The following is a 13,057-nucleotide window of genomic DNA, read 5'->3' on the forward strand; positions in this document are numbered from 1 at the left end:
ACGCCCAGGTAGGCCTTGTGATGGGCTCGGACTCGGACTGGCCGGTCATGGAGGCCGCCGCTGCGGCCCTGGCCGAGTTCTCCATCCCCTACGAGGCCGACGTCGTGTCCGCCCACCGGATGCCCGCGGCCATGATCGACTACGGGCGGGCCGCGCACGAGCGTGGCCTGCGGGTCATCATCGCCGGCGCGGGCGGTGCGGCGCACCTCCCCGGGATGCTCGCATCGGTCACACCCCTGCCCGTGATCGGGGTCCCGGTGCCCCTGCGCTACCTCGACGGCATGGACTCCCTGCTGTCGATCGTCCAGATGCCCGCGGGCGTCCCGGTCGCGACCGTGTCCATCGGCGGCGCACGGAACGCGGGCCTCCTCGCGGTCCGCATGCTCGCGGCAGGCACCGACCCGCAGGCGCAGGAACTACGCCGCCGGCTCGTGGAGTTCGCGGACGCGCTCCGCGAGACGGCCGAGGACAAGGGCGCCGCCCTCCGGTCCCGGATCGCGGCGTCGATGGCGGGCGACGCATGACGACCGGTGCGCACGTCCGCGGCGGCCGGCGGGCTCCCGAGCTCACCGATCCGGTGCGGTACCCGCAGGTGGCGCCGCCCGCGATGCGCACCAAGCGCGCCTTCGTCCTGCTGGCCATGACGCTCGTCCTGCCGGGTTCCGCGCAGGTCGTCGCGGGTGACCGCCGGCTCGGGCGCCGTGCGCTGCGGACCACCTTCACCTGCTGGGCGCTCGTCCTCGCCGGCCTGGTCCTGGCCCTGACCAACCGCACCCTCGTGGTCGGCGTCCTGACCCACCGCTGGTGGTCCCTCGTCCTCATCGCGGCGTTGCTCGGTATCGCGCTCGCCTGGGCGCTGCTGTTCGTCAACACCCTGCGGCTGATCCGGATGCCCCTCCTGGATCGCGGCGTCCGTCCCCTGGTCGCCGGCGCCCTGGCGCTCCTCATGGTTCTCACCAGCGGGTCCCTCGCCTACGGCGCCTACGTCCTCGGCGTCGGCCGCTCCACGGTCGGGGCCATCTTCCAGTCCGGTCCGGCCTTCGACCCCGTGGACGGGCGCTACAACTTCCTCCTCATGGGGGGCGACGCCGGCGAGGACCGCACCGGCCGGCGGCCCGACAGCATCTCCGTGATCAGCGTGGACGCCGAGACCGGCGCGACCGTGACGTTCAGCATCCCGCGCAACTTCCAGAACGCCCTGTTCTCCGAGGACTCCCCGCTCTGGGAGATCTACCCGGACGGGTACAACTGCGGTGATCCCTGCATCATCAACAGCCTGTACACGGACGTGACGCAGAACTATGCGGATCTGTACCCCGACGCCGAGGATCCAGGAGCCGAGGCGATGATGGATGCCGCGAGCGGGGTCCTGGGCATCGAGGTGCAGGCCTACCTCCTCGTCGACATGGGCGGGTTCGAGCAGCTCGTGGACGCCATGGGCGGCATCCGGATCGATGCCGGCGGCTGGGTGCCGATCACCGCTGCGGAGATCCCCGGGACGGATCCCATCCGCCACTACCCGCCCGACGGCTGGATCCGCCCCGGCGTCCAGACCCTCGACGGGTACCACGCCCTCTGGTACGCGAGGTCGCGGGAATTCGTCACCGACTACGACCGCATCGCACGGCAGCAGTGCGTCCAGCAGGCCATGATCGCCCAGCTCGATCCCGCGACCGTGCTCACCCGCTTCCAGTCGATCGCCGCGGCGGGGACGCAGATCGTCGAGACGGACATCCCCCAGGACCAGCTGGCGAGCTTCGTGGACCTCGGACTGAAGGCGAAGGACCAGGAGACCCGGCGCCTGACCATCGGCCCGCCGGACTTCGGCACGCCCGCCGAGAACTTCGTCACCTACCCGGAGTTCGACGTCATCCACAGCCGCGTCCAGGACATGTTCGCCCAGGGCGCCGCGGACCCCGCGGCAGCGGGCGTGCTGCAGCTCGACCGCGCCGGCGTCGTCTCACGGACCCCCGTGCACAGCACCGCGCACACTCCGGCCCGGGTCCCGGCGCAGACCACGGACGACGGCATCACGGAGGAATACCTGCAGGAACTCGCGACGATCGGCGACGACCTCACCCTCGGTGAGCTGCTGTCGGACAACGGCGAGTGCTCCCCCGCCTGACCCATTGCGGCGAGCCCGACGACCACCCCGAGCCGAAGGACGGAAAACGATGTACCTCCTGGAGAACACCCTCCGCCCGTATGCCTGGGGCTCGGAACGCGCCATCGCGGACCTGCTCGGCAGGGAACCCTCGGGTGGACCCGAGGCCGAGCTCTGGGTCGGCGCCCACCCGGACTCGCCGTCGCAGGTGGTACAGCCCGACGGGGGCCGGACCAGCCTCCACGACCTCATCGCCGACGACCCGGACAGGCTCCTGGGCGAGGCCGTGGCCGCACGCTTCGACGGGCGACTGCCCTTCCTCCTCAAGGTGCTCGCGGCCGGTTCCGCGCTGTCACTGCAGGTGCACCCGAGTCTGGCGCAGGCTGCGGCGGGGTACGACGCCGAGGAGGCCGCCGGCGTCCCGCAGGATGCTCCGCACCGCAACTACCGCGACCGGAACCACAAGCCGGAGCTGATCTTCGCGCTGACGTCCTTCGACGCGCTCTGCGGCTTCCGCCCGCTGCCGGAGGCGGTGGGGATCTTCACGTTCCTGGCCTCGGCCGTCGGACCCGGCTCTGCCGCGCAGGACCTGCTCGACACGGTGGCCGCGCAGCTCGCAGCAGGAAGCGGCGAGGCTCTGCGGACGGCCTTCACACTGCTGCTCGAGGCGCCGCAGGAGGTGGTGGCGGACGTCGAGGCGGCGGTGGCCGACCGGGCGAGCGGAGGGCCGGCCGGGGCCGACGGGGCCGATGGGTTCGACGGCGACATCGCCACCGTCCGCGAGCTGTCGGCCCAGTACCCCGGAGATCCGGGTGTGCTCGTGGCGCTGCTGCTCAACCGCGTGGCGCTCCGGCCCGGGGAAGCCCTCTACCTGCCGGCCGGCAACATCCACGCCTATCTCGGCGGACTGGGCATCGAGGTCATGGCGTCGTCGGACAACGTCCTCCGCGGAGGACTCACGCCCAAGCACGTCGACGCCGCGGAACTGCTGTCCACCGTGGTCTTCGAGCCCCTCGCCCCGCCGTCCCTGTCCCCCGAGTACTCGCTGCTCGACCAGGAGCTGTACCGCCCGCCCTTCGACGAGTTCCAGCTCCAGCGGATCGTCCTGGCGGACCCCGCTGCGGATCCCGCGGGCGGATCAGGGGGCGACGACGACCGCGCGGACAGCCCACTGCCGGCCGGCGCGAGTGTCGCTCCCGCCCATGTGCCGGTGGTCCAGAACGGGCCCGTGGTGGTCCTCGCGGTCAGTGGACCGATCCTGCTGGACACCCCGAACTCGACCCTGTCGGTCCCCCGCGGGGGCAGCGCCTTCGTCGCCGCATCGGAGGCGCCGCTCGTCGTCCGCCCTGCGGCCGACGCCCACGGGGCCACCGGCGGCCCCGTCCTGGCCTTCGCCGTGACGGCCGGCGGGACGCCTGCCCGCTAGGAACGTCCCGCCCGCACCTGCCGCACCCTGCCGAGGAGGCGACCGCCCTGCCGGCGCGCCACCTGCATGCCGCGCTTCGCCAGCGGCAGCGCACGGCTGAACAGCGGGTAGAACGGCGAGAGCGGCAGGTCCCAGGTGCCGGCGAGCTGGTCCTCGTGGTGCGCCCAGCCCATCTTGAAGCGGGAGACGCCGTCGTTCAGCAGTCCGTTGAAGTCGTAGCGCCGGACCCCGCGCGCCTTCATCTCGGAGATCGCGAACCACTTCAGCGCGTAGTTCGCGCGCAGCCGCTCGCCCTCGTCCGTCATGCCGCCGTAGAGCTCGAAGCTCGTGGTGTCCGTCGAGGAGAGCCACAGGAACGCGACGACGTCCTCGCCGTGGAAGGCCGCGTACACCGGCGAGGCGTCGCCGAGATTGTCGAAGATGTCCAGGTAGTAGGAGTCCTCGTGGATCCCGAACCCCGCGCGCTCCGCCGTCAGCCGGTAGACGTCGAGGCAGGCAGCGATCTCGCTGCGGACGACCCGCCGGATCCCGAGGCCCTCCCGCCCGGACTTGCGGATGTACTGGCGGTGCTTCTTGCTCATGTCCGCCAGGAGTTCCTCCTCCGACCGGTGCAGGTCGAGGATGAGCGTGCGCCCGATGAGGATGGTGTTCGTGCTCGGCCTCCAGCCTGCGGCGGGCAGGGCGAGGACGGCGCCGCTCGTGGCGTCCCAGTCCGGTTCGATGGAGAGCGCGACGGAACGGTGGGCGGCACGCACGTACCCGGCGACGGCCTCGAGGACCTCGACCTCCCGCCCCGGATCGGTCTGGGGACCGCGCGGGATGTAGGCCAGGTTCCGCAGCGGGAGCGGCAGGGACTTGAGGACGATCTGCGCTGCAGCGATGACCGCACCGTCCTCGGCGACGAGCACCCGGTCGACGCTCCAGCCGTGCGCCGCCTTCGTCTGGCCCCAGCCCCACAGCTGCTGGGGATGGCCTCCCAGCCATTCGACGGTGGTGTCCCACAGGGCGCGGTCGGAGCAGGGCGTTACGGAAAGGCTCATCCGACCAGCCTATAGGGGCGCACGGGCGGTTCCCGCGCCGGCCGCGCGCCCGCGGCGCTAGTCCTTGATGCGGGCGTAGGTCTCCCACTTGTGGGCCTGGTGTTCGCCGTCGACCACGCGGATGGTGCCGGACTTGGAGCGCATGACCATGGACTGCGTGAGGACCTTGTCCTTGCTGTAGCGCACGCCGCGCAGCAGGTCGCCGTCGGTGATGCCGGTGGCGGCGAAGTAGCAGTTGTCGCTCGTGACGAGGTCGTTGGTCGAGAGCACCCGGTCGAGGTCGTGGCCGGCGTCGAGGGCCTTCTGCTTCTCCTCGTCGCTGGTGGGCCAGAGCCTGCCCTGGATGACGCCGCCGAGGGACTTGATGGCACACGCCGCCACGATGCCCTCCGGAGTGCCGCCGATGCCCATGAGGGCGTCGACGTCGGTGCCCTCCCGGGCGGCCGCGATGGCCCCGGCGACGTCGCCGTCCATGATGAACTTCGTGCGCGCACCGGCGGCGCGGATCTCCTCCACGAGCGGCTTGTGGCGGTCCCGGTCCAGGATCATGACGTTGAGCTGGCTGACCTTCTTGCCGTTCGCCTTCGCGATGAGGTGCAGGTTCTGCTTGACCGGCAGGCGCAGGTCCACCATGTCCGCGGCCTCCGGGCCGGTGACGAGCTTCTCCATGTAGAACACGGCCGAGGGGTCGAACATCGAGCCACGCTCGGCGACCGCGAGCACGGCCAGCGCATTGTTGATGCCGAGCGCCGTCAGGCGGGTGCCGTCGATGGGGTCGACGGCGACGTCGCACTCGGGTCCGCTGCCGTCACCCACGCGCTCACCGTTGAAGAGCATGGGCGCCTCGTCCTTCTCGCCCTCGCCGATCACCACGACGCCGTTGAAGTGGACGGTCTGCAGCAGGGAGCGCATGGCGTCCACCGCCGCGCCGTCGGCGAGGTTCTTGTCCCCGAAGCCGACCCAGTGGCCGCCCGCGATCGCCGCGGCCTCCGTCACGCGGACGAGTTCCAGCGCGAGGTTCCGGTCCGGTTCGTCGTCCCCGACGGCCAGCGCCGGAGACAGTGTGGAGTACTGGGCATTCGTTGCGTTCTGGGACACGGCTATCCTCATCGTCGAAGGTGGTCAGGCAGTACGCGGACGTATCAGTTCCGTGCTGTCATCATAGGCTGGCCCGGCGCCCCCGGACCTGTGACGCTGCATACGTACGCGTCCGCGCGGCCCTTCCGGTTAGGCGGGGCGCCGGGCATCAGCGAAAATGGACGGGTGAGCGATTCGAGCGATGAGCGGACGACCCCGGACCCCGAGACCCGCCCCTCCGGCGCGCAGGCGGCCGTACCGGGCGGGCCGCGGCCCGGCGGCGACGCGCGGTCCGTCGACGACCTGGACGACGACGCTCCCCCGATCACCCTGACGCCGAACCAGGCGAAGCGTGCCAGCTCGACGGCCCGCGGCATGCTGATCGCGACCGGGGCGACCATCGCCGTCGTCCTGCCCGTCTACTTCCTGAATCCGACCTACACGGCCGAGACCTACCGGCGCGACGTCGACGTCGCGACCGTCGCGCGGCAGGCCGCGGGTGACGCTGGCTACCTGCCGGCCTCGCCGGGGCTCCCGGACGGCTGGTCCTCGAACTACGCCCGCTGGGTGACCGGCCGCAGCGACGGCGTCGACTTCTGGGAGGTCGGCTTCCTCACGGCGGACAGCGGCTTCATCCAGCTGACCCAGACCGACGACGCCAACCCCACCTGGCTGGCGCAGCGCGTGGGCGATGCCCAGGTGTCGGGCACGCGGTCCATCGGCGGGCTGGAGTGGGAACTCCTCGACGCGCCGGACGGCGACACCGTGCTCACGTCCGAGGTCGACGGCGCCACGGTGGTCCTGAACGGCGAGGCGTCCCTCACCGAGTTCGACACCCTCGGCGGTGCGGTGATCGAGGACGTGCGGCAGAACGCGGTCGAGGAGGCCGAGCGCCTGTCATCTTCCGACACGGACGGATCGTGACGGACCGGACCAGTACAGTGGGCGGCGTGACTCAGCTACTGACGCCCGCCGCGGCCTGGCTCCGACTCCAGGAGGGCAACGCGCGCTTCGTCGCCTCCGACGTCTCCCATCCCAACCAGGACGCCTCCCGCCGCACGGCCCTCGTGAACGACCAGAACCCGTTCGCCGTCATCTTCGGCTGCTCGGACTCGCGCCTGGCGGCGGAGATCATCTTCGACCTCGGCCTCGGCGACGTCTTCGTGGTGCGGACGGCCGGCCAGGTGATCGACGACGCCGTCCTCGGTTCGCTCGAGTACAGCGTCAGCGTCCTGGGCGTGCCGCTGATCGTCATCCTCGGCCACGACAGCTGCGGGGCGGTCACGGCGACCATGAACGCCGTCGAGACCGGGGACATGCCCGTCGGATTCATCCGCGACCTCGTGGAGCGCATCACGCCGTCCGTCCTCACGGCGCGCAGGGAGGGCATCACCGACATCAACGCGACGGTCATCGAGCACACGAAGCAGACCTCGGGGCGGCTCGTCGACAGCTCGCGGGTCATCGCGGAGGCCGTGGAGAACGGTTCCGTCGCCGTCATCGGCGTCTCCTACCGCCTCGACGAGGGCAAGGCCGTGCTCGTGTCGGGATTTGGCGCACTGTAGCGGAGAAGGCGAGAATTGCCGCATGACTCCAACGCCTGCAGCCAGCCCTGATTCCAGCTCCACGACCGGCGCGACGCCCGGCACGGAGGATGCGCAGTACCGCATCGAACACGACACGATGGGCGAGGTGCGCGTCCCGGTCGACGCCCTGTACCGCGCACAGACGCAGCGTGCCGTCGAGAACTTCCCGATCTCCGGCACCACGCTCGAGCGGGCCCACATCGAGGCCCTCGCCCGCATCAAGAAGGCCGCGGCGACGGCGAACGCCGAACTCGGCGTGCTCGACGAGGAGCGCGCCCGGGCCATCGAGGCGGCAGCGGAGGACGTGGCCTCCGGCAGGTACGACGGCGACTTCCCCGTCGACATCTACCAGACCGGTTCCGGCACGTCGTCGAACATGAATGCCAACGAGGTCATCGCGACCCTTGCGACCCGGGCGCTGGAAGCGGCCGGCAGCACCACGTCGGTCCACCCGAACGACCACGTCAACGCGTCGCAGTCCTCCAACGACGTCTTCCCGACCTCGGTCCACGTCGCGGCGACCTCCGCACTGGTCAAGGACCTCATCCCGTCCCTGGCGCACCTCGCCGAAGCGCTGGAGCGTAAGGCCGAGGAGTTCAGCACCGTCGTGAAGTCCGGCCGGACGCACCTCATGGACGCCACGCCGGTCACGCTCGGCCAGGAGTTCGGCGGCTACGCGGCGCAGGTGCGCTACGGGATCGAACGTATCCAGGCATCGCTGCCCCGCGTCGCCGAGGTGCCCCTGGGCGGCACCGCCGTCGGGACCGGCATCAACACCCCCGCGGGGTTCTCGGCGCGCGTCATCGAGCTCCTCGCCGAGGACACCGGGCTGCCGCTCACCGAGGCCCGCGACCACTTCGAGGCCCAGGCGAACCGCGATGCCCTCGTCGAGGTCTCGGGCATGCTGCGGACCATCGCCGTCTCGCTCACCAAGATCCACAACGACCTGCGCTGGCTCGGGTCCGGGCCCAACACGGGCCTCGGCGAGATCGCCCTCCCCGACCTGCAGCCCGGCTCCTCGATCATGCCCGGCAAGGTCAACCCGGTCATCGCCGAAGCGGTGCTCATGGTCTGCGCCCAGGTCGTCGGCAACGACGCCACGGTGGCCTGGTCCGGCACCAACGGCGCCTTCGAGCTCAACGTCGGCATCCCCGTGATCGCCCGCAACGTGCTCGAGTCCATCCGCCTGCTCAGCAACTCGACGCGGGTCTCCGCCGACCGCATGATCGACGGCATCACCGCGAACGTCGAGCGGGCCCGCTTCCTGGCCGAGGCGTCGCCGTCGATCGTCACACCGCTCAACAAGCACATCGGGTACGAGAACGCGGCCAAGATCGCGAAGAAGGCCGTCGCCGAGGGGCTCACGGTGCGTGAGGCCGTGGTCGCGCTCGGCTTCGTGGAGCGCGGCGAGCTCACCGAGGAGCAGCTGGACTCGGCCCTCGACGTGCTGTCGATGACGCGGCCGCCGCAGGCCTGACCCGCAGCAGGTCGGAGGACCGGGGGCGTACCACGCAGTGGTGCGCCCCTTTTCCTTGCCCGTCGTCAATTTGCACCATTCGCATGCGAGTGCAAATATGTACTCCATGAGTGTCAGTGCAAGAAGTGACGGCATGGGACTGCGGGAGCGCAAGCGCCGCCGGACCCGGGCATCGCTCGTCGCCACCGCCCGCCGCCTGACCCTCGAGCACGGCCTCAACGGGTTCACCGTCGAGCAGCTGTGCGAGGAGATCGGCATCTCCCGCCGGACGTTCTTCAACTACTTCCCCTCCAAGGAGGACGCCGTCCTCGGGCATGCGGACGAGGGCTTGTCGGAGGAGCTGCTGGCGGACTTCGTCGACTCCGGCCGGACCACCCCGCCGGTCCCCCTCCTCGAGGCCCTCACCACCCTGTTCGTGGATTTCGGCAGCCGCATCAGCATCTCGCGCGAGGAGTACGCGACGATGTCCGCCGTGCTCCATCGGGAGCCACAGCTCCTGGCGCGGATGTTCGCGCGGGCGGAGTCGAAGTCCCAGCTCCTGACCGAGCTCATCGCCACGCGCGAGGGCCTGCCCGCCGGTCATCCCACCGCCCGTGTCGCGACCGTCGTCCTCGGCGAGCTCGCCCGCCGGTCCCTCGACGAGTTCTTCGCCGAGGGCAACGAGTCGACCTACGCGCAGGTGTTCTCCCGCATGGTCGACGGCCTGCGCTACCTCTTCCCCTCCCCTGACCCCACTCCCGATCTCTCGCAGAACCAGGAACCAGCATGAGTACAACGACGGCGCCGGACGGCCCGCTCCTCCTGACGCAGAAGCGCATCTGGATCATCTTCTCGGCGCTCATCGCCGGGATGCTGCTCTCCAGCCTCGACCAGACCATCGTCTCCACGGCCATGCCCACCATCGTGGGCCAGCTCGGCGGCGTCGAGCACCAGACGTGGATCACGACGGCGTACCTGCTGGCCACCACCATCGTGATGCCGATCTACGGGAAGTTCGGCGACGTCCTCGGACGGCGCAACCTCTTCCTCTTCGCCATCGCACTCTTCACGATCGCCTCCGTCGGATGCGCCTTCGCCACCGACTTCTGGGCCTTCGTGGTCTTCCGTGCCATCCAGGGCCTCGGCGGTGGCGGCCTGATGATCCTCTCCCAGGCGATCATCGCCGACATCGTCCCCGCCAACGAGCGTGGCAAGTACATGGGACCCCTCGGCGGCATCTTCGGCCTCAGCGCCGTCGCCGGCCCCCTCCTCGGCGGCTACTTCGTGGACCACCTCACCTGGAACTGGGCCTTCTACATCAACATCCCGGTCGGGATCGCCGCCTTCGCCATCGCCTGGTTCACCCTGCGACTGCCGTCGAAGAAGGCCACCCGGCGGATCGACATCCCCGGCGTCGTCCTGCTGTCCGTCGCCACGACCTGCCTCATCTTCTTCACGGACTTCGGCGGAGACGCCGCCGAGGGCTGGACCTCACCGCTCACGTGGACGTTCGGCGCCGGCATGGTCCTCGCGGCGGTCGGCTTCGTCCTGGTGGAACGCCGCGCGGAGGATCCCATCATCCCGCTCGGGCTCTTCCGCAACCGCACCTTCGTCACCAGCACCGGGATCGGGCTCACCCTCGGCCTCGGCATGTTCGCCGCCCTGGCCTTCATGCCGACCTTCCTCCAGATGGCGTCGGGCACCTCGGCGGCCGTCTCCGGCCTGCTCCTCGTCCCGATGATCGTCGGTCTCATGGGAACGTCGATCTTCTCGGGCATCGCGATCTCCCGCACCGGCCGGTACCGGAAGTACCCGATCATCGGTGTCTCGCTGACGCTCGGAACGCTGCTCTGGATGTCCACGCTCACCGCCGACACCCCCATCTGGGTCATCTGCACCATGCTGTTCTTCTTCGGTGCGGGGCTCGGCCTCATCATGCAGGTCATCGTCCTCGTGGTGCAGAACTCGGTGGCGCCGACCATGGTCGGTGTCGCGACGAGCACCAACAACTACTTCCGCGAGGTCGGTGCGTCGCTCGGCGTCGCCGTCTTCGGGGCGATTTTCACCAGCCGCCTCTCCGAGCGGCTGCGGGAGACGTTCGCGGCGTCCGGCGCCAGCCCCGAGGCCGCCGGCGAGGCGACCTCGACCCTCGACCCGGCGGCCCTGAACGCACTGCCCGCCCAGCTGCGGGAAGCCGTCGTGAGCGACTACGCGGAGTCCCTGGCCCCCGTGTTCCTCTATCTCGTGCCGTTCCTCGTGATCGCCCTGGTGCTCGCGCTCCTGCTGCGGGAGATCCCGCTGTCCGAGACCTCGGGCATGGTCGCCCGCGGGGAGGCGATCGGCGGGGAGGAAGCGGACCGCCTGGAGCGGGAGCGTGCCGCGGCGGCGTCCGCTGGACGCTCGTCAGGGGTGGCCGTCGCCGCCACGCCGTCGGACCCGCAGTTCGGGGTGCCTCGCGACACCTCCTCGGAGCGGCCCGGGTCCTGACCCGCGCACGCACCCGAGCCCCTCACCGGCCCGGCAGCCCCTCGGACGGAGGGCTGCCGGGCCGGCGTCGTCAGCGGCGTCAGCGGACGAAGCGGGTCAGCCCGTCGAACGCCTCCGCCTGCCGGATCAGCGCGAGGTGCCGTGGCGTGAGGGGCGGCAGCGCGTCCGGCGGGAACCAGCGGACGTCGAGGGACTCGTCGTCGTTGACGCGCGCGGTGCCGCTCACCCACCGGCACCGGAAGTCGAGGGTCAGGAAGGTGCACACGTCGCCGTTGGGGAAGGTGACGGGACCGTCGACGCCGGTGGCGAGCAGGTGCTCGACCTCGACCACGACGCCGGTCTCCTCCTCCACCTCCCGGCGCAGCGCGACGGCCGGCTGCTCGCCCGGATCGACCATGCCCGTGATGATGGCCCACCGGCCGTTGTCCGCGCGCCGGCCGAGGAGCACCTGCCCTGCGTCGTCGAACACCACGCCGCCGACGCCGGGCAGCCACAACGGGTCGTGGCCGATCTTGCTGCGCAGGGCGAGGACGAATTCCGGGGTGGCCACGGGTTTCAGCGTAGTACGGCGAGCGCCAGGGCCGCTCCCGTGATGAGGAAGGGCCCGAACGGCACGGAGCTGCGGAGGGTCGCCCGGCGCGACGCCACGAGCGCGAGGCTCCAGGCCCCGGCCAGCACGACGGCGACGACGGGTCCCCACCACAGTCCCGGCCAGCCCGCGAACCCCAGATAGAGGCCCAGCAGTCCGGCGAGCTTCACGTCGCCGAGACCCAGCCCCCGCCGGAAGAGCAGGTGCAGCGCTGCGAAGGCGGCCCACAGCAGGGCTCCGCCCGCTCCCATCCCGATGATCCGGTACCACTCCCCTGCCGTCCCCGCCGCTGCCCCGAGCAGGGCGACGGCCGCGGGATAGGCGGGCAAAACGATCCGGTCCGGGAGCCTGTGCGTGCGCCAGTCGATCACGCCCAGCCGCAGGCCGACGACGACGAAGGCCGCGAGTGCGAGGGCCAGGAACGCGAAGGCGACGGGCTCCTCCCCCAGGTATCCGCTGAGCACGACGATCACGCCCCCACGCTACGCGACCCCCTGATCCCGGGAGGGGCAGCCGGTTAGACTGTGGCAATGTCGGCCCAGCACAGTTCCAGTTCCGAGGAGACGTTCCGCTCGCTCTGCCGCTCCTCCCCCTGGCGCTGGGAGACCCTCCGGTTCACCATCACGTGGCGCGCGCCGTCGGAGCAGGGCCTCGACACCCCCGCACCCCTGAAGGCCTGGCTCCGCCGGCCCGCGGCGCTCCGCGTGGAAGCCGCGGACGGCTCGCTGCTGCATTCGACGACGGGCAACGAGACCTCCCGCGACGCGCTCTACGTCAGCGCGACCCGGAAGTCGTGGCTCCTGGCGCCGCGCCTCGTGACACCCGTGTACGACGACGCCGGGCTGGTGCGGCGCCGGCCCGAGGCGGCCTACGGCGAGGCGGTGTTCGCCGATCCGCGCTGGTCGTCGATGCTCGATCCCGTCGAGCTCGCGGGCAACGCCCCGGTGGCCATGGCGTTCCCCGGCGCCGAGCGCGTGCAGGTGGAGGACCTCGCCGAGGGGAGCTTCGCCGGCCGGCCCGTCCTCACCGCGACCGTCCGGCCGAACGCCTCGTACGTGTCCGCCGCTCCGGGCAGGCCGCTCGTGGGGCCCGGCGCGACGCGTGTCGCCATCGACCTCGGCACGGCGGTCTGCGTCTCGACGACGGCCCTCGACGGACCGGCGCGGGGCGCCGGCCACGACCTCCAGATCCTCGGGGTGGACGAGTACCTGACGGACGACTACTTCCGCGCCGCGCCCCCGGAGCTCAGCGACGTGAGCCGGCACGTCCCCTGGGTCGTCGGCTGAACCCCT

13 protein-coding genes are annotated in these 13,057 nt (G+C 71.0%); 9 read left to right on the top strand and 4 right to left on the bottom strand.

What is annotated here, in order from left to right:
- Nucleotides 1-20: 20 nt before the first annotated feature.
- The 3 genes from purE to manA are packed head-to-tail and all read left to right on the top strand — an operon-like array spanning nucleotide 21 to nucleotide 3,530.
- Nucleotides 21-524 carry a 5-(carboxyamino)imidazole ribonucleotide mutase gene (purE, locus tag AC0Z9V_RS10165; protein ID WP_485141680.1) on the top strand — a complete coding sequence of 168 codons (504 nt, stop codon included), beginning with the start codon at nucleotides 21-23 and terminating at the stop codon, nucleotides 522-524.
- On the top strand, nucleotides 521-2,125 hold the full coding sequence (locus tag AC0Z9V_RS10170) for an LCP family glycopolymer transferase (RefSeq protein WP_485141428.1): 1,605 nt from the start codon (nucleotides 521-523) through the stop codon (nucleotides 2,123-2,125). Before purE ends, AC0Z9V_RS10170 begins: the two co-directional genes overlap by 4 nt.
- A gap of 49 nt (nucleotides 2,126-2,174) precedes the next feature.
- The gene (gene manA, locus AC0Z9V_RS10175) at nucleotides 2,175-3,530 is read left to right on the top strand and encodes a mannose-6-phosphate isomerase, class I (protein WP_485141429.1); all 1,356 of its coding nucleotides are present in this window, start codon (nucleotides 2,175-2,177) and stop codon (nucleotides 3,528-3,530) included.
- Here the strand turns inward: manA and AC0Z9V_RS10180 are convergent.
- Nucleotides 3,527-4,570 (bottom strand): lipid II:glycine glycyltransferase FemX, encoded by a 1,044-nt coding sequence (locus AC0Z9V_RS10180; protein ID WP_485141430.1) that lies wholly within the window; start codon nucleotides 4,568-4,570, stop codon nucleotides 3,527-3,529. The two genes, manA and AC0Z9V_RS10180, sit on opposite strands and share 4 nt — an antisense overlap.
- 57 nt (nucleotides 4,571-4,627) lie before the next feature.
- Entirely contained in the window at nucleotides 4,628-5,680 is a 1,053-nt protein-coding gene (glpX, locus tag AC0Z9V_RS10185; RefSeq protein ID WP_133082009.1) for a class II fructose-bisphosphatase, read from the bottom strand.
- A 153-nt stretch (nucleotides 5,681-5,833) separates the two neighbouring features.
- Between glpX and AC0Z9V_RS10190 the strand changes: the two genes are divergently transcribed.
- The 5 genes from AC0Z9V_RS10190 to AC0Z9V_RS10210 all read left to right on the top strand — a co-directional run bounded on the left by AC0Z9V_RS10190 (nucleotide 5,834) and on the right by AC0Z9V_RS10210 (nucleotide 11,176).
- The gene (locus tag AC0Z9V_RS10190) at nucleotides 5,834-6,571 is read left to right on the top strand and encodes a DUF4245 domain-containing protein (protein WP_459288316.1); all 738 of its coding nucleotides are present in this window, start codon (nucleotides 5,834-5,836) and stop codon (nucleotides 6,569-6,571) included.
- A 26-nt stretch (nucleotides 6,572-6,597) separates the two neighbouring features.
- A complete protein-coding gene (locus AC0Z9V_RS10195) occupies nucleotides 6,598-7,212 on the top strand; it encodes a carbonic anhydrase (RefSeq protein ID WP_485141431.1) in 615 nt (204 codons plus the stop codon).
- 22 nt (nucleotides 7,213-7,234) lie between these two features.
- Nucleotides 7,235-8,710, top strand: coding sequence for a class II fumarate hydratase (locus AC0Z9V_RS10200; protein ID WP_133082006.1), 1,476 nt, complete (start codon nucleotides 7,235-7,237; stop codon nucleotides 8,708-8,710).
- A 106-nt stretch (nucleotides 8,711-8,816) separates the two neighbouring features.
- Nucleotides 8,817-9,479, top strand: a complete 663-nt coding sequence (locus AC0Z9V_RS10205) for a TetR/AcrR family transcriptional regulator (protein WP_485141432.1) — start codon at nucleotides 8,817-8,819, stop codon at nucleotides 9,477-9,479.
- Nucleotides 9,476-11,176, top strand: coding sequence for an MDR family MFS transporter (locus tag AC0Z9V_RS10210; protein WP_459288320.1), 1,701 nt, complete (start codon nucleotides 9,476-9,478; stop codon nucleotides 11,174-11,176). Before AC0Z9V_RS10205 ends, AC0Z9V_RS10210 begins: the two co-directional genes overlap by 4 nt.
- Nucleotides 11,177-11,255: 79 nt before the next feature.
- On the opposite strand, the gene AC0Z9V_RS10215 is transcribed toward AC0Z9V_RS10210, so the two are convergent.
- Both AC0Z9V_RS10215 and AC0Z9V_RS10220 read right to left on the bottom strand, forming a co-directional pair.
- Nucleotides 11,256-11,726: an NUDIX hydrolase gene (locus AC0Z9V_RS10215; protein ID WP_459267598.1), complete on the bottom strand. Its 471-nt coding sequence runs from the start codon at nucleotides 11,724-11,726 to the stop codon at nucleotides 11,256-11,258.
- A 5-nt stretch (nucleotides 11,727-11,731) separates the two neighbouring features.
- The gene (locus AC0Z9V_RS10220) at nucleotides 11,732-12,238 is read right to left on the bottom strand and encodes a prepilin peptidase (protein ID WP_459267597.1); all 507 of its coding nucleotides are present in this window, start codon (nucleotides 12,236-12,238) and stop codon (nucleotides 11,732-11,734) included.
- Between the two features lie 57 nt (nucleotides 12,239-12,295).
- Here AC0Z9V_RS10220 and AC0Z9V_RS10225 point away from each other — a divergent pair, with 57 nt between their 5' ends.
- On the top strand, nucleotides 12,296-13,051 hold the full coding sequence (locus AC0Z9V_RS10225; protein ID WP_485141433.1) for a hypothetical protein: 756 nt from the start codon (nucleotides 12,296-12,298) through the stop codon (nucleotides 13,049-13,051).
- Nucleotides 13,052-13,057 lie beyond the last annotated feature (6 nt).

The organism is Arthrobacter sp. UYP4 (assembly GCF_057291175.1).